The sequence below is a fragment of the Kribbella sp. CA-253562 genome, from assembly GCF_050942265.1.
Taxonomy (GTDB): Bacteria; Actinomycetota; Actinomycetes; order Propionibacteriales; family Kribbellaceae; genus Kribbella.
In genome coordinates this window covers 3,965,900-3,982,347 of record NZ_CP192049.1, presented here as the reverse complement: position 1 = coordinate 3,982,347, position 16,448 = coordinate 3,965,900, and the positions used below count along the sequence as shown (strand labels likewise).

Genomic DNA, 16,448 nt, shown 5'->3' with positions numbered 1-16,448 from the left:
GCTGGGGGTCGGCACGGGCCGGAAGCCCGGACCGGCCCCCAGCAGCACGATCAGCCGCGGAACTTCTTGACCGCCGCGGCCAGCCCGGCCGGGGTCTTGCCGGTGTGGCGCTTCAGGATCGCGCCGTACGCCGCCTCGCTGGTGCCGTGCACGGCCAGGTCGGTGTAGAGGGCGGCGACCTTCTTCATGCCGATGTCGTCGGCCAGGTACTCCACCGCCCACCAGCTCTGGCCGTAGGCGCGGTCGCCGTTCTGGTCGAAGCCGGCGCTGTCGGGCAGCTTCTTCATGCCCGGCAGGTACTTCGAGCGCACGCTGCGCCGGTACGGATCGACCGTCCACTGCGGATCGTCCTCGACCGACCGGCACCGCACGTACTCGGCCAAACCCTCGGCCAGCCAGATCGGGACCTGGCCGCCCAGCGGCACGGTCGCGACATGCGTCATCTCGTGCACGAGCAGGTCCTCGTCGAGGTCCTTGCGCAGCGCGGGATTGACAACGATCCGGCTGCCCACCGGTGCGCCCTTGGTCCGCCCGGCCTGCTCCCCCTCGTACAAGGTCACCGCCTTGGCGGCGATCGTCCAGCCGCGGCCGTTGCCCGTCGTCCACAACGTCGCCATCACCCGCGGCTCGGCCATCGCGACCACCATCACCGAGCCGTTCCAGCCCCGCGGCCAGTGCCGGCGGACCGCGTCGACCGCGTCCTCGGAGATCCGGGCGATCTTCCGGCCGAGCGCGAGCTCACGCCGGTCGACCACCACGACGACCTTGCCGCGCCGGACCAGCTCGACCTCCTGGAAGTCCCACGGCTGCCGGTGCCCGTCGCGGCTCAGCGTCTCATCGATCCCGCCGTCCTCGACCAGCACCCACAGGTTCGACCGCTGCACGAAGGTGTAGCCGAGATCGGTCTGCACCGGCCGCGGGTCCAGCCCGGCGATCTGGTACCGCATCATCACCCGGGTGGTGTACGTCGTGGGGCCGAACTTCTCGGTGAGCTGCGGCGCCGCCCAACTGTCGGCGGTGAAGTACTTCAGGCTGCTGAACCCGAACTTGCGCAGGTTCACGAACAGCAACCGCTGTCGCGCGACCAGCTTCGGCTGCTTCGGGTCGACCGCCGCCAGGAAACCCTTCAGATCGCCCGAGAGCACCGCCGTCGCCCGCTTGGCGAGCAGGAGGTCGACCTCGCGCTGCCGGCTCTTCTTCGCCGCCTCGCTCAGCTCCGGCGTCGACTGGTTGCCCGGCGCACCCAGCGCCACCGCCGTACCGCCGGGCGGTCCGCTGCCGTCCCCCGACCGGCTGACGGCGACTGCCCCGGCGGCCCCGGTGATGGCGACCGCGGCCACGGCCGCCATCAGGCGTCTCGGGTGCTTCATGAACGCGATCCTGCCCTCAGCCGACATCGACTGAGGGATCCTACCGTCAGGCCCGGGTGATCTCCCCGGTCTGCTCCTCCCGGCCGACCCGGCTCTTGCGGTAGCCGTAGACGGCGTACAGGGCGAAGCCGATCGCCATCCAGATCGCGAACCGCAGCCAGGTCTCCAGCGACAGGTTCAGCATCAGGTAGATGCAGATCAGCGCGGCCAGGATCGGGACCACCGGGTTGCCCGGCACGCGGAACGAGCGCTCGATGTCCGGGCGGCGCCGGCGCAGCAACGGGACGGCGATCGCGACCATCGTGAACGCGGCCAGCGTGCCGATGTTCACCATCTCCTCGAGCTTGCCGATCGGGGTCAGCCCGGCCACCAGCGCGACCAGCAGACCGATCCCGAGCGTCAGCCGGTACGGCGTACCGAACTTCGGGTGCGTCTTGCCCAGCTTGGCCGGCACCAGGTGGTCGCGGCTCATCGCGAACACGACCCGCGCGGCACCGATCATCAGGGTCAGCACGACGGTGGTCAGACCAGCGACCGCGCCGGCCGAGATCAGCGTCGCGAAGCCGGGACGGCCGACCGACCGGAACGCCTCGGCCAGTGCCGCCTCACCGTTGATGTCCTTGTAGTTGACCATTCCGGTGATCACGATGCAGACCAGCACGTAGAGCACGGTGCAGATCGCCAGCGAGCCGATGATGCCGCGCGGCAGGTCGCGCTGCGGGTTCTTGGCCTCCTCGGCGGTGGTGGCGACCACGTCGAAGCCGATGAACGCGAAGAACACCAGCGAGGCGCCCGACACCAGGCCCATCACACCGAACGTCGACGGCGTGAACCCGAACAGCGCCTGGAACAACGGGGTCGTGATGCTGACCTCACCGCTCTCGGACGGCACGCTGTCGGGGATGAACGGCGTCAGGTTCGAGCCCTTGACGTAGAACAGGCCGGCCACGATCACGAACAGCACCACGAACAGCTTGACCGCGACCAGCGCCAGGTTGACCCGCAGCGACTCCTTGATGCCGATCGTGGCCAGGATGGTCAGCACGATCACCAGCAGCATCGCCAGCAGGTTCACGCTGGAGTCCGGACCGATCGCGTCCGGCCAGCCCAGGCCGATCTGCTCCAGGAACAGCGCGGCGTACGTCGACCAGCCCTGCGCCACGACGCTTGCCCCGAGCATCAGCTCCAGCAGCAGGTCCCAGCCGATGATCCAGGCGAAGATCTCGCCGAGTGAGAAGTACGAGAAGGTGTAGGCCGACCCCGACACCGGAACGGTCGAGGAGAACTCGGCGTAGCACAGGGCCGCGAGACCACAACAGATCGCGGCGAGCACGAACGACAGCGCGATGCTCGGCCCGGCGTAGGCCTGGGCGGCGCGGCCGGTCAGCGTGAAGATGCCGGCGCCGATGATCACGCCGATGCCGAACACGGTCAGGTCCAGCGCGGTGAGGCGTTTCTTGAGCTGGTACTCCGGCTCGTCGGTGTCCGCGATCGACTGCTCGATCGTTTTGGTCCGCAACAGACTCATCAACGCCTCCTAGGATCGGACGGAACATCCCCGAGGGTGCTCCCCTGACGCCATGAGGTCAATCCGCCACTCAGCGTTGGGGACGGTACGCCTTCAGTGAGATCCACAACGTTGCTTCGGTGTACCCAGTTCGGCTCAACAGGATGCGGTCGCGGTTGGCCTGGTCGGTGCCGTGCCGGGCCAGGTCCTCGTACAGCTCCTCCACCGCCCGGATGCCGAACTCGCGAACCAGGAAGCGGACGGCCAGCCAGCTCACGCCGTACACGTCGGCGTTGCTCTGGTAGAAGCCGAGATCCGACGGCAGTGCGGACAGTCCGGGCAGCGCCTGGTCGATCACTTCCTGCTCCCACTGGGCGACCTCACCCGGCCCGCTGACCGCCTCGATCCCCCGCCAGGACACGTACTCCGCGGCCCCCTCGGCCAGCCAGAGCGGTTCGTAGCCGCCGAGGTCGGCGGTGGCGACGTGGGTGATCTCGTGCGACAGCAGGATCTCGTCGATCCGGTCGCGCTCCTTGGGATTGACCACGATGTACGCGCCGCCGACCGTGCCGTCCGCGGTGTCCTGACCGGGCAGCGAGGTGAACGTCGAGCCGGCGCTGGCCGCGGACTCGATGTCCTCGTCGGCGAACCGCGCGTCCCGGACCTCGGTGTCGTCCAGCGCCGCGATCAGCACCGACCCGCGCCAGCGCCGCGGCCAGTAGCCGGCCACCTGGGCCAGCGCTTCGTTGGCCTCGGCAACGATCGCCGCGGCCCGGTCGGTGTCGCCCTTCTCGACGATCGCCAGCACCCGCGGCCCGCGCCGGACCTCGATCCGGCCCAGGTCCCACGGCTCGCGGTGCGCGGTCGGGCCGAGCTCGTCGTCCAGGTCGTCGTCGTCGGTGATCATCCACCGGCCGCCGCGGCTGACGAACGTGTAGCCGAGCTCGGTGGTCACCGGGTCGTGGTCGACCCTCGGGATCTGGTACCGCATCAGCACCCGCACCAGGTACGTCGAAGGGCCGTGCTCGCGGACCACCGACTGGTCGAACCGCTCCTCGGCCTGGCTGTACCCGATCTCGGCGAAGCGCAGGTCGACCAGGTTCGCGAACAGCGTGCGCTGCTCCTGCCGCAGCTTGGTGTCGGCCGGGTCGACGTCGGCCAGGAACAGCCGCTCGTTCCCGGTCCGGACCGCGTTCGCGCGGCGCAGCAGCACGGTGTCGACGGCGAGTCGCCGGGCGGCGACCGCGGCCGCGGTCTTCGACGGCGGCTTGTTGCTCTGGTTCGGCGGAGCGGTCGGCGTGGCGGTCACCGTGGGCCGGCTGCGGGCGTCCTCCTCGCGCTGCTCGACGGCGTACGCGACGCCGCCGCAGGTCAGCGCGACCACCACCAGCAGACCCAGCCAGCGGCGGGGTCCGGGGGGCGGTGCCTGAGCACCGCGCCGGGCAGGCTCAGGGGAAAACACACTCACGTCGGGTCGATTCCTCCGGTCCGCCCGTCCAGCGACAGCCCGGCTACCCTACTCGGTCCAGCCGGATCCACCACCGACACGCCGGGTATACAACTTACCCCCGGATTCCCCGGGAATCCCCGGAACCGGTTTCATGATCGGTCAGGCGGCCGCGGCGGCTTTCAGGGCCTGGAACAGGCCCGCCTCGGTGATGCCGAGATGCTCCATCATGATCCGGTCGCGCTCCTGCTGGGTCTGCCCGAGCGCGGCCATCTCCTGGTAGAGCGTGACCAGCTCCGTACCGCCGTACCGCTCGTGGATCAGGTCGACGGCCAGCCAGGCCAGCGGGTACGACGTGACCGAGTCGCGGAAGAACGTCGCGTCCGGGGGCAACGCCTTCGCCTTGGCCAGGTACCTGGTCCGAACGGACTGCCGGTAGGTGCCAATCGCCAGATCGCGGGCGCCGTCCATCGGCAGGAACTCGACCCAGGTGGCCGCGCCTTCGACCAGCCAGCGCGGAGCGAACGTCCCGTACGGCGCGGTGGCGACGTGGGTGAACTCGTGCGCGAGCGTGCGGGCGTCGACCTTGCCGCGGTTGCGCGGGTTGATCACAACGTAGGAGTCGGTGCGCTCCCCGACGCCGCTGACCTCGCCGGGCAGCGACCGGTAGACCCAGGTCGCCATCGCGAGCGCGTCCTCGGCGTTTTTCGGCAGCGTGTAGTCGGCGCCCCGGACGATCTTGTCGTCGAGCGCGATCACGACGCCCGCGCCGGTCCAGCCGCCGGGCCAGCTGCGGCTGACCGCCTTGACCGCGCTGCCGGCCTTCGCGAGCAGGCTCGTGGCCAGCTGGGATTGGTCCTTCTCCACCACGACCAGCGTCCGCGGACCGCGCTTGACCAGCACCTCGCCGACGTCCCAGGCCTCCTGGTGGGAGCCGCGCGGGAGCCGCTTGTCGAGGTCGGTGTCGGAGACCAGCATCCATCGGTCGCCGGGGCGCTGGACGAACGTGTAGCCCAGCATGGTCCGCGCGGGGACCGGGTCGATGCCGCGGATCTGGTACGTCATCGCGATCGCGACGACGAAGGTGCTCGGACCGTAGCGATCGGTGATGGCCTGGTCGTACTGCTCCTGGAGTCGCTCGTACCGCAGGCTGGCGAACCCGAACTGGCGCAGGTTGGCGAACAGCGTGCGCTGCCGGGCGACCAGCGCCTTGTTGGCCGGGTCGACCGCCGCGAGGAACTGGTCCGGCCTGTTCTGCAGGACGGCCGCGGCGCGACCGGCCAGCACGGCGTCGACGCCGGACGCTCGGGCGGCGCGATCGACCGCCGGCGTCTGCGACGCGGTGGCGACGGGCGGCGTCGTACCGGTGGTGCCGGACCTGTGCAGCGCGAGTCCCCCGGCGACGGCGGCGGCCACGAGGGCGAGGGCGATCAGAAGCGGTGCGACTCCGCGCCGCCGGGGCGCCGCCGCGTGCCGGCCTCGCGGCTGCTCACGCGGCGGTTCGTGGGTCTTGGGCTGGTCCGGAACCTGCTGCTGGGGGAACCAGGGAGCAGGCTCGGGGTCAGGCTCCGCCGGGCCGGCGGGCGGTGTCGGGCTCACTGGTGATCGCGTCCCCCTGGTGCCGGGTGATCATCTCGATCACGTCGCGGGCCAGCTCCTGACCGGTCAGACCGATCTCCTGCAGCACCGCGGCCCGCTTCGCGTGGTCGAGGAACCGCTGCGGGATGCCGAAGTCGCGGACCGGCGTGCTCACCCCGGCGTCCCGGATCGCCTGCGCGATCGCGGCACCGCAGCCGCCGACGCGGCCGTTGTCCTCGATCGTCACGACGTACTTGTGCTTGCCGGCCAGCTCGACCAGCTCCGGCGCGACCGGCTTGACCCAGCGCGGGTCGACGACGGTGACGCCGAAGCCCTGCGCGCCGAGCCGCTCGGCGACGTCGACGGCGGTCGCGGCCATCGAGCCGATCCCGATCAGCAGGACGTCGTTGCCGGTGCGGACCAGGACGTCGGTGCCGCCGATCCGGTCGATCGCCTCGATGTCGGGGAAGACCTCGCCCTTGGCGTAGCGCAGGACCGTCGGGGCGTCGTCGACGTCGATCGCCTCGTTGAGCAGTTCGCCGATCCGCTTGCCGTCGCGCGGGGCGGCCAGACGCAGGCCGGGCACGACCTGGAGCAGCGACATGTCCCACATGCCGTTGTGGCTCGCGCCGTCGTCACCGGTGACGCCGGCGCGGTCGAGCACGAAGGTCACGCCGCACTTGTGCAGCGCGACGTCCATCAGCAGTTGGTCGAAGGCGCGGTTGAGGAACGTCGCGTAGAGGCCGACGACCGGGTGCAGACCGCCCATCGCGAGCCCGGCGGCGCTGGTCACCGCGTGCTGCTCGGCGATGCCGACGTCGAAGATCCGGTCCGGGAACTCCTGCGCGAACGCGGCCAGGCCGGTCGGGTGCAGCATCGCCGCGGTGATCGCGACCACGTCGGGACGGCGGTGACCGATGTCGACCAGTTCCTCGGCGAACACGTCGGTCCAGCCGCGCGGTTTGTGCAGCGGGCGGATCTGGTGGAAGTTGTCCTCCTCGTCCTGCTCGGCGGCGGCGTACCCGAAGCCCTTCTGGGTGACCGCGTGCACCAGGACCGGCCCGCCGAAGGCCTTGGCCTTGGCCAGCGCGTCCTCCATCGCGGCGCGGTCGTGGCCGTCCACCGGGCCGACGTACTTCAGGCCGAGGTCCTCGAACATGCCCTGCGGGGCGAGCATGTCCTTCAGGCCCTTCTTCACCCCGTGCAGCACCTCGTACATCGGCGGGCCGACGTACGGCGTACGGCCGAGGTTGGTCTTCACCAGGTCGAGGATCTTCTCGTAGCGCGGGTTGGTGCGCAGGCTGGTCAGGTGCGTGGCCAGACCGCCGACGGTCGGGCTGTAGGAGCGGCCGTTGTCGTTGACGATCACGACCAGCTTCAGGTCGTCGCAGGCGGCGATGTTGTTCAGCGCCTCCCAGGCCATGCCGCCGGTCAGGCCGCCGTCGCCGATCAGCGCGACCACGTGCCGGTCCTCACCGCGCAGCCGGTAGGCCTTGGCCAGGCCGTCGGCGTACGACAGGGAGGTCGAGGCGTGGCTGTTCTCGACGATGTCGTGCTCGGACTCGGCCTGGCTCGGGTAGCCGGACAGGCCGCCCTGCTGGCGCAGCGTGTCGAACTTCGCCGCCCGGCCGGTCAGCAGCTTGTGCACGTAGGTCTGGTGACCGGTGTCGAAGACGAGCCGGTCGCGTGGCGAGTCGAACACGCGGTGCATCGCCAGGGTGATCTCGACCATGCCGAGGTTGGGTCCCAGGTGACCACCGGTCCGCGAGACCGTCTCGACGAGCACGTCGCGGACCTCCGCGGCCAGCTCCGTCAGCTGCTGATCGGTCAGTCCCTTGAGGTCCGCCGGCCCTCCGACCGTGTCCAGCAAGCGCACGAGCTCCTCCGCAGGTTGTCCTCGAATGGTCGAGTCTATGCACCCCGGCCGGTGTTACCGAACACGGCAAGGCCCGCCGGAGTGATCTCACCCTACGGGACGCCGCCGACGCCCGAGTGGTTCACCGGCGCCGTCCATCTCACCTAGAGTAACCGCCATGGAGATGGTGCGGACCCTGTTCCGCAAGTACGACGGCCGCCCGCACCGCTTGATGGAGTCGGTCCACCTCGGCGAGGACGACCACGGCCTGTGGGTCGGCTCCCGCCCCGGCGACCCCGCCCAGCGCGCCGACGGCACCTGGATCACCGTCGACCACCACCGCGTCCGCCTGTTCCCCCGCGGCCAGTGGTGGAGCGCCCTGTTCAACGACGCCCCGCACTCCACCGAGATCTACTGCGACATCACCATGCCGCCCGAGTTCGGCGTCGACTCGGTCACCGCGGTCGACCTCGACCTCGACATCCGCCGGCTCCGCGACGGCACGGTCCGGGTGATGGACGAGGACGAGTTCGCGGCGCACCAGGTGCACTACGGGTATCCACCCCAGGTAGTCGCCACAGCCCAGGCGACGTGCGAGTGGATCGTGGCCAACATCACCACAACGGAACCGTTCCTGACGGTCTACAAGACCTATCTGGACCGAGTCCGCGAACTCAGCTGATCGCCGGTCTGCGCTCGGTGGTCGGACTCCAAGTGTGGGCTTTCAGCCGGGCGCTCTGACGTAAAGCCGGCCAGTCAAGCGGTGGGCTGCTCTCCGCGGCCTGGAGCGCGTCGGCGATGAAGCCGATCGCAGTCTGCGTGATCGGGTGCGCGAACCTTCGGGCCTCAGTGTCGGCGCCGTCTCCGACGCCGTTCCTGATCTCCGCGTTCAGGGCGGCTTGTACGGCGTGATCTGCGGCGTCGTGCAAGCGGCGGGCCGACCAGGCCGCGTTCTGGGCGTCGTCCGTGCGCCAGGTTTCGATCGCGTACACGAGGCTCGCCGTGGCGTCGTCGACGTACGCGGACCCGACCGTCCAACCCGGGGCGTCCTCGTCGAGCAACTGCTGCTGGACGACCGGCAGGTCGAAGGTCGGGTCGACGGGTTCACCGGCGAGCGCTGCCCAGAGGCGGTCGACGATCGGGGCGAGGTCCGCCGGATTCCGGCCGACCGCCGCGGCGTACCGCTCGTACAGCGGCCACAGGTGTTCCGTGCAGAGGGCAGCGAACAGCGCTTTCCGGTTGCGATCCAGGACCGCCAGCCGGCGCCGTACGGCGAGTTCGTCGTACGGCGGGTGCAGGGTCAGCGGCCGAGGACCTTGTACTTCGCTTCGGCGGTGCCCTTCTGGGGCTCCCACCACGCCGTGTTGGACTTGTACCAGTCGATGGTGGCGGCCAGGCCGGCGTCGAAGTCGGCGTAGCGGGGTTGCCAGCCGAGTTCGGTGCGGATCTTGGTGGAGTCGTTGGAGTAGCGCAGGTCGTGGCCGGGGCGGTCGTTGACGTGGACGAAGGCGTCTTCGGGCTCGCCCATCAGGATGAGGATCTTCTGGATGATCTGCTTGTTGCTGCGCTCGTCGCCGGAGCCGATCAGGTAGGTCTCGCCGAGGCGGCCGTCGGTGATGATGCGGTGGACGGCGTCGTTGTGGTCGTCGACGTGGGTCCATTCGCGGACGTTCTCGCCGGCGCCGTACAGCTTGGGCTTGTCGCCGATCAGCACGTTGGTGATCTGGCGCGGGATCAGCTTCTCGACGTGCTGGTACGGGCCGTAGTTGTTCGCGCAGTTCGACAGGGTGGCGGCCACGCCGTACGAGCGGGCCCAGGCGCGGACCAGCATGTCCGAGCTCGCCTTGGACGCGGAGTACGGGCTGGACGGGTCGTACGCCGTGGTCTCGGTGAACTGCTCGACCGAGTCCAGCGGCAGGTCGCCGAAGACCTCGTCGGTGGAGATGTGGTGCATCCGCTTGTCGTGCTTGCGGACCGCCTCGAGCAGCGTGAAGGTGCCGATGATGTTGGACTTGATGAACGGCGACGGGTCGTTCAGCGAGTTGTCGACGTGCGACTCGGCGGCGAAGTGCACCAGGACGTCGGTCGCGGCGACCAGCTTGTCGACCAGTTCGGCGTCGCAGATGTCGCCGTGCACGAACGTGACCTGCTCGGCGACCGGGTCGAGGTTGCTGCGGCTGCCGGCGTAGGTGAGCGCGTCGAGCACGGTCACCTCGACGTCGGGGTAGCGCCGCACGGTGTCGTGCACGAAGTTCGAGCCGATGAATCCGGCGCCGCCGGTGATGAGCATCCGTCGCATCGGCACAGGATAGCGATTCAGGAGGTGACCGGCCGCGCCGGTACGGTGACGCCATGCGCAAGGTGCGGGTTGTGTATCGCAAGTACGACGGCAAGCTCCACTGGCACCAGTGGATGACGTTCCTGGGAGAGGACCAGTACGGCGTGTGGTTGGGTGCGCCGGCCGGTGCGATCGCCCAGCGCGGCGAGGAGCCGGAGATCGCGATGCCCGCGGCCGTCGTCCAGCTGTTCCCGCGCGACCGGTGGTACACGGCGAGCTTCAACGACGCCCCGCAGAAGACCGAGATCTACTGCGACGTGACCACGCCGGTGACGTTCGGCGACGACGAGTTCACGATGATCGACCTCGACCTGGACGTGGTGAAGCGGCGCGACGGCAGCTTCTACGTCGACGACGAGGACGAGTTCGCCGAGCACCAGGTGAAGTACGACTACCCGGCCGACGTGATCCGCGCCGCCCAGGCCTCCTGCGACTGGCTGGCCTCCGCGGTGCTGACCGAGGAGCCGTTCCTGACCGAGTACAAGGCCTACCTGGACCGGATTCGCTGATCGAGGGTCCTCAGCCCTTGCGCGCGGAATGAGGATCTGCCTGCCACACTGTGCGCGTGGAAATCGCGATCGAGATCGTCGCCCTGGTCGCGCTGGTGGCGACGGGTGCCGCACTGGCCCGCCGGATCGGGGTCTCGGCTCCCCTGCTGCTGGTCGTGATCGGTGTCGGGGTGTCGTACCTGCCGTTCGTCCCGCGGGTCGAACTGTCGCACGAGGTGGTGCTGGTCGGCTTCCTGCCGCCGCTGCTGTACTCGGCGGCGATCAAGACCAGCCTGGTCGACTTCTCCCAGCACCGGCGCTCGATCGGCACGCTGTCGGTCGGGCTGGTCGCGTTCACCGCGGTCGGCGTCGGCCTGGTCGCGTACTGGCTGCTCGGCGGGATGGCCGAGGCGGACGGGCAGGAGCGGCTGCCGCTGTGGGCCGCGTTCGCGCTCGGCGCGGTGGTCGCGCCGCCGGACGCGGTCGCGGCGACCGCGATCGCCAAGAAGGTCGGCCTGCCCCGCCGGCTCGTGACCATCCTCGAAGGCGAGAGCCTGCTGAACGACGCGACCGCGCTGGTGTGCCTGCGGACCGCGATCGGAGCGGCCGTCGTCGCGCCGACGTTCCTGCACGTCAGCCTCGACTTCCTCCGCGCCGCCGGCGGCGGAATCGTGGTCGGCCTCGTGGTGGCGATCGCGCTGGCCAAGATCCGCAAGCGGTTCACCGACCCGGTGCTGGACACCACGCTGAGCCTGACCGCGCCGTTCATCGCGTACGTCGCGGCGGAGAACCACTACGTGCACGCGTCCGGCGTACTGGCTGTGGTGGTGACCGGGCTGCTGCTCGGTCACAAGGCGCCGATCATCCAGTCGGCGGCGTCCCGCATCTCCGAGCGGACCAACTGGCGCACGTTCCAGTTCCTGCTGGAGAACACCGTGTTCCTGCTGATCGGCCTGCAGACCCGGTGGATCCTCGACGACCTGGCGATGAGTCCGCTGTCGACGAGCACGATCGCGATCGCGACGATCGGGGTCTTCCTCACGGTCGTACTGATCCGGCCGATCTGGATGTTCCCGGTCACCATGCTGTCCCGCAGGGTGCTCGGCCGGTCGCGACCGGGACCGGTGTCCTGGCAAGGGCTGACCGTGCTGTCCTGGGCGGGTATGCGCGGTGTGGTCACGCTGGCCGCCGTGTTCGTCCTGCCGGAGGACACGCCGCACCGCGAGGTGCTGGTGTTCATCGCGCTGGCCGTGACCGCCGGGACGCTGCTGCTCCAGGGCTCGACGCTGCCCTGGCTCGTACGCCGGATGCGGCTGCCCGGTCCCGACCCGGCCGAGGACGCGCTGCAGGAGGCCGCCGTACTGCAGGGTGCGCACAAGGCCGGCGAGGAGGAACTGGACCGCGTCATCACGCCCGACGACCCGCCGCAGGTGATCGACCTGCTGCGCCAGCGCGGCGAGGCGCGGGCGCTGGCCGCTTGGGAACGACTCGGCCGGCCCGAAACCGAGTACGAAACGCCGAGTGAGGCATATCGTCGACTTCGGATGACCATGCTGCAGGCCGAGCGTGGGCACATCCTCAAGGTCCGGGACGAGGGCCTCGTCGCCGACGAGGTGCTGCAACGGGCACAGATCGCACTCGACATCGAGGAGTCCATCTTGGATCGCGCAGAAGCCGACGACGTCGGCGGACAGTCGGACGACCTTCGCGTACCGCCTCCTCCGGGCGGCCCGTGCGACCACCTGGCCCACGCACCGCTGGTGCTGACGCCGAACACTCCGGACGGTTGCGAGGAGTGCCTGGCCGAGGGCGGCACCTGGGTGCACCTGCGCCTGTGCCTGGGCTGTGGTCATGTCGGTTGTTGTGACTCGTCCGAACACAAGCACGCCAGCAAGCACTTCGACTCCACCGAGCACCCGGTGATGCGCAGCTTCGAGCCCGGCGAGAACTGGCGCTGGTGCTTCGTGGACGAAACCCTCGGCTGATGGCCGACTGCCTGTTCTGCTCGATCATCGCGGGGTCGACGCCGGCGCACCTGGTGCTGGAGACGCCCGAGGTGGTCGGGTTCCTCGACATCCGGCCGGTGTTCAAGGGGCACACGCTGATCGTGCCGCGCGAGCACGTCGCGACGATGGTCGAGCTGCCGGACGAGCTGACCGTGCCGCTGTTCGGGGCGGCGCGGTCGGTGGCCGCGGCGGTGCGTACGGCGTACGGGGCGCAGGGGTCGTTCGTCGCGGTGAACAACGTGGTCTCGCAGTCGGTGCCGCACCTGCACGTTCACGTGGTGCCGCGGACCAAGGGTGACGGGCTGCGCGGATTCTTCTGGCCGCGGACCAAGTACGCCGACGACGCCGAGGCCGCGTCGTACGCGGCTGATCTGCGGTCCGCGCTCGGCTAGAAGTTTTTTCGCGGCCGCTGTCCATCCGGGGTCGGGTCGTTCGTGGTGATGCCGTACCGACCGACGAACCGAGGAGAACCACCGTGAAGTACCTGCTGCTGATCAACGCCGCCGTCACGCCGGACGGCGACGTCGAGGGCTGTACGCCCGCCGACTGGATGGCCTACGACAAGGAGGTCCGCGACGCCGGGATCTTCGTGTCCGGCGAGTCACTGGCCGACCTGGTCACCGCGACCACCGTGAAGGTCGACGCCGCCGGGCGCCGCACGGTCACCGACGGGCCGTTCGCCGAGACCCGCGAGGTGCTCGGCGGCTTCTACGTGATCGACGTACCCGATTTGGACGTCGCCCTCGACTGGGCAGCACGCTGCCCCGGCGCCCGTGGCGGCAGCAACATCGTCGTCCGCCCGGTCGCCGACTTCGGCTGATGGTTGAGGGTACGTTTCCGCTCCCGCCCGCTTCGGGCGGGGGCGGGTCCACGCCCACTTGTGGCGGGGGCGACTCCACGCCCACCCCGGGCCGGGGCGACCCAACGACCACGCCGGGCGAGGACGACCTCACGCCGACCCCGGGCGTGGCGGACTCCGCGCCCACCCCGGGCCGGGGCGACCGCACGCCCACGTCGGGCGAGGGCGAGCTCACACCCAGCCCGGGCAGGGCCGAATCCACACCCACGTCGGGCGGGGGCATGCCCACGCCCACCCAGGGCCAGGCCGACCCAACCACCACCCCGGACGGCGGCGTACCCCACTCCACGCCCGCTGCAGGCGGGGAGCCGAGCGCCTCCGACTCCCCCGCCTTCGTTTCCACCGACTCGGTGGGGATGGTCGAGCAGGTCTTCCGCGAGGAGCGGGGGCGATTGCTGGCGGCCTTGTCCCGCCGGTTCGGCGACCTGGATCTCGCCGAGGAGGTGACCTCCGAGGCCATCGAGATCGCGCTGGAGAAATGGCCCGTGGACGGGGTGCCGCCGAAGCCCGGCGCCTGGCTGATGACGACGGCCCGGCGCAAAGCGGTCGACCGGCTGCGCCGAGACAAGACATACGCCGCGCGCCTCGCGGTCCTGCAGGTGGAAGCCGACCGGACCGGACCGGCGCCCGCGGCCGATGTCGAAGGCGAGTTGCCGGACGACCGGCTGCAACTGTTCTTCACCTGCGCGCATCCGGCGCTGCCCGCCGAGGACCGGATCGCCCTGACCCTGCGGTGCCTCGCGGGCCTGACCACCCCCGAAGTCGCCCGCGCGTTCCTCGTCCCGACGGCGACGATGGCCAAGCGGATCGTCCGGGCGAAGAAGAAGATCCGCGAAGCCCGGATCCCGTTCCGGGTACCGGCGGCCGACGAGCTGCCCGAGCGCCTGCCCGGCGTCCTGCAGGTGGCGTACTCGATCTTCACCGAGGGGTACGCCGCCAGCTCCGGCGCCGAACTCCAGCGGGTCGACCTCGCCGAGGAGGCGATCCGGCTGGCGCGCATCCTGCACCGGCTGATGCCGGCCGACCGCGAGGTCACAGGGCTGCTCGCACTGATGCTGCTGATCCACGCCCGCCGAGACGCCCGCACCGGCCCGGATGGCGAACTCGTGCTGCTAGACGAACAGGACCGCAGCCGCTGGGACCGCGCGATGATCGAGGAGGGCCGCACGCTCGTCCCCCAGGCGATCACCGGCCCACCCGGCCCGTACGGCGTCCAGGCCGCCATCGCATCCCTGCACGACGAGGCCGCCGACGTCGCGACCACCGATTGGCCGCAGATCGTCGCCCTGTACGACGTACTGCTGGCGCTCGTGCCGTCCCCGGTGATCGCACTCAACCGCGCGGCCGCAATCGCGCTACGCGACGGCCCCGAGGCAGGTCTCCTCCTGCTCGACGAACTCGCCGACGAGCCCCTGCTGCGCGGCTACCACCCGTACCACCTCGCGCGCGCCGATCTGCTCCAACGCCTCAACCGCCTGCCCGAGGCGTCCGAGGCGTACCGCGAGGCGCTGGAGACCGCCGGAACCGACCCAGAACGCCGACACGTCGAGCGGCGGCTGCGGAGGCTCGGAGTCGACAGCTGATCGCTGGGTCGCCAGCGGAGGTCGGCTTTTTGTGCGACGCCCTTTTGGCGCCTCCGGCTACTGCGGGACGTAGGCCGGGATCTCGGCCGCGTCGTGGTAGATCGGCAGTCCGCGCTCCTTGGCGATCTCCACGTCGCGGTCCGCGCCGTGCGATTCGCCGGTCAGGCGGAGCACCGCGTCGCAGTGCTGCAGGAGTCGCCCGGCGACGTCGTACATCACGTCGCCCTCCGGCGCGTACGCCGCACCGGACTGGTCGGCGACGTCGTCCATCCCCTCACCCTCGGGCGCCTCCGCCGCGCCGAACTGGTCGGCGACGTCGTACATCACGTCGCCCTCAGGCGCTTCCGCTGTACCGGACCGGTCGGCGACACCGCGCTCGGCAGCCTCCGCCGTACCGGACTGGTCGGCGGCGCCGCGTAGGACCGGCAGGGCGACCCACTCGCCGATCATCGGGATGTGGCCCTTGGCATGGATCGGCCACGCGGCCGACTCGAGGCGGCGCAGGTTGGCGGCGATCCGGTCAGGGTCGCCGTCGGTGCCGGAGCGGTAGGGACCGGCGATCAGGACGAGCATCGGTTTGTTCACGACACCGACCATAACGTGCAACAATGTGCACAAACAAGGAGGAATGTGAATGCTGGCGGCACAACGACGGGATCTGCTGCTCGAGAGGCTGTCCACCCACGGGCGGATCGTCGCCAAGGATGTGGCCGACGAACTCGGGATCTCCGAGGACAGCGTCCGGCGGGATCTTCGCGAGCTCGCAGCGGCCGGACTGTGTCAGCGGGTGTACGGCGGCGCGCTGCCGATCTCACCGGCGGTCGCCGATTACACGACCCGGCAGCGTGTCGCGATCGCAGGCAAGACCGTGGTCGCCGGCCTGGCGGCGAGCCTCGTCCGCCCAGGCAGTGCGGTGATCCTGGATGGCGGTACCACGGCGCGGGCGGTGGTCGCCGCGCTCCCGCTCACGCTGGAAGCGACCGTGATCACGCACAGCCCGACGATCGCCGCGGCGCTCACCGAACATCGAGGGATCGAGATCTTCCTCATCGGCGGCCGGGTGTTCAGGCACTCGATGGTGGCGAGCGGCGCCGCGGCGGTCGAGGCCGCGCAGGCGGTGAGCGCTGACCTGTTCCTGCTCGGGGTGACCGGGGTGCATGCCGAGGCGGGACTGACCACCGGCGACGCCGACGAGGCCGCGATGAAACGGGCGCTCTCGCGCCGGGCGGCCGAGACGTACGTGCTCGGCAGCGCGGAGAAGCTCGGCACGGCTTCACGTTTTTCCGTACTTCCGCTGCACGATGTCGCCGGCATCCTCACCGACGCGCCCGATGACGATCGCACGGTCCGTGAACTGCGCGGCGCCGGCGTCCAGGTGACCACCCCGTCCTGATCTCCGGCGACGAAATTTCCCAGG

15 protein-coding genes are annotated in these 16,448 nt (G+C 70.2%); 7 read left to right on the top strand and 8 right to left on the bottom strand.

Features of this window, described 5'->3' with window-relative positions; all coding sequences use genetic code 11:
- Positions 1-50: 50 nt before the first annotated feature.
- The 5 genes from ACQPXM_RS18850 to dxs form a co-directional block, all read right to left on the bottom strand.
- Positions 51-1,370 carry a peptidase MA family metallohydrolase gene (locus ACQPXM_RS18850; RefSeq protein WP_432950347.1) on the bottom strand — a complete coding sequence of 440 codons (1,320 nt, stop codon included), beginning with the start codon at positions 1,368-1,370 and terminating at the stop codon, positions 51-53.
- A 46-nt stretch (positions 1,371-1,416) separates the two neighbouring features.
- On the bottom strand, positions 1,417-2,898 hold the full coding sequence (locus ACQPXM_RS18845; protein ID WP_432950346.1) for an APC family permease: 1,482 nt from the start codon (positions 2,896-2,898) through the stop codon (positions 1,417-1,419).
- A gap of 70 nt (positions 2,899-2,968) precedes the next feature.
- On the bottom strand, positions 2,969-4,345 hold the full coding sequence (locus tag ACQPXM_RS18840) for a hypothetical protein (RefSeq protein WP_432950344.1): 1,377 nt from the start codon (positions 4,343-4,345) through the stop codon (positions 2,969-2,971).
- Positions 4,346-4,486: 141 nt separating this feature from the next.
- The gene (locus ACQPXM_RS18835; RefSeq protein ID WP_432950342.1) at positions 4,487-5,923 is read right to left on the bottom strand and encodes a hypothetical protein; all 1,437 of its coding nucleotides are present in this window, start codon (positions 5,921-5,923) and stop codon (positions 4,487-4,489) included.
- Positions 5,886-7,778 carry a 1-deoxy-D-xylulose-5-phosphate synthase gene (gene dxs / locus ACQPXM_RS18830; protein WP_432950340.1) on the bottom strand — a complete coding sequence of 631 codons (1,893 nt, stop codon included), beginning with the start codon at positions 7,776-7,778 and terminating at the stop codon, positions 5,886-5,888. Before dxs ends, ACQPXM_RS18835 begins: the two co-directional genes overlap by 38 nt.
- Positions 7,779-7,935: 157 nt before the next feature.
- Here dxs and ACQPXM_RS18825 point away from each other — a divergent pair, with 157 nt between their 5' ends.
- Positions 7,936-8,439, top strand: a complete 504-nt coding sequence (locus ACQPXM_RS18825) for a DUF402 domain-containing protein (RefSeq protein ID WP_432950338.1) — start codon at positions 7,936-7,938, stop codon at positions 8,437-8,439.
- Here ACQPXM_RS18825 and ACQPXM_RS18820 read toward each other — a convergent pair.
- Positions 8,432-9,112: a hypothetical protein gene (locus ACQPXM_RS18820; protein WP_432950336.1), complete on the bottom strand. Its 681-nt coding sequence runs from the start codon at positions 9,110-9,112 to the stop codon at positions 8,432-8,434. The two genes, ACQPXM_RS18825 and ACQPXM_RS18820, sit on opposite strands and share 8 nt — an antisense overlap.
- On the bottom strand, positions 9,058-10,056 hold the full coding sequence (gene rfbB / locus ACQPXM_RS18815) for a dTDP-glucose 4,6-dehydratase (RefSeq protein WP_432950334.1): 999 nt from the start codon (positions 10,054-10,056) through the stop codon (positions 9,058-9,060). Before rfbB ends, ACQPXM_RS18820 begins: the two co-directional genes overlap by 55 nt.
- 53 nt (positions 10,057-10,109) lie before the next feature.
- Between rfbB and ACQPXM_RS18810 the strand changes: the two genes are divergently transcribed.
- The 5 genes from ACQPXM_RS18810 (at position 10,110) to ACQPXM_RS18790 (ending at position 15,031) form a co-directional block, all read left to right on the top strand.
- Positions 10,110-10,604 carry a DUF402 domain-containing protein gene (locus tag ACQPXM_RS18810; RefSeq protein WP_432950332.1) on the top strand — a complete coding sequence of 165 codons (495 nt, stop codon included), beginning with the start codon at positions 10,110-10,112 and terminating at the stop codon, positions 10,602-10,604.
- A gap of 56 nt (positions 10,605-10,660) precedes the next feature.
- On the top strand, positions 10,661-12,568 hold the full coding sequence (locus ACQPXM_RS18805) for a Na+/H+ antiporter (RefSeq protein ID WP_432950330.1): 1,908 nt from the start codon (positions 10,661-10,663) through the stop codon (positions 12,566-12,568).
- Positions 12,568-12,981: an HIT family protein gene (locus ACQPXM_RS18800; protein ID WP_432950328.1), complete on the top strand. Its 414-nt coding sequence runs from the start codon at positions 12,568-12,570 to the stop codon at positions 12,979-12,981. Before ACQPXM_RS18805 ends, ACQPXM_RS18800 begins: the two co-directional genes overlap by 1 nt.
- An 83-nt stretch (positions 12,982-13,064) precedes the next feature.
- Positions 13,065-13,409 carry a YciI family protein gene (locus ACQPXM_RS18795; protein ID WP_432950326.1) on the top strand — a complete coding sequence of 115 codons (345 nt, stop codon included), beginning with the start codon at positions 13,065-13,067 and terminating at the stop codon, positions 13,407-13,409.
- Positions 13,410-13,669: 260 nt separating this feature from the next.
- Entirely contained in the window at positions 13,670-15,031 is a 1,362-nt protein-coding gene (locus tag ACQPXM_RS18790; protein WP_432950324.1) for an RNA polymerase sigma factor, read from the top strand.
- A gap of 57 nt (positions 15,032-15,088) precedes the next feature.
- On the opposite strand, the gene ACQPXM_RS18785 is transcribed toward ACQPXM_RS18790, so the two are convergent.
- Positions 15,089-15,616, bottom strand: a complete 528-nt coding sequence (locus ACQPXM_RS18785; RefSeq protein ID WP_432950322.1) for a DUF4406 domain-containing protein — start codon at positions 15,614-15,616, stop codon at positions 15,089-15,091.
- A gap of 49 nt (positions 15,617-15,665) precedes the next feature.
- Between ACQPXM_RS18785 and ACQPXM_RS18780 the strand changes: the two genes are divergently transcribed.
- A complete protein-coding gene (locus ACQPXM_RS18780) occupies positions 15,666-16,424 on the top strand; it encodes a DeoR/GlpR family DNA-binding transcription regulator (protein ID WP_432950320.1) in 759 nt (252 codons plus the stop codon).
- The last annotated feature ends 24 nt before the right edge of the window (positions 16,425-16,448 follow it).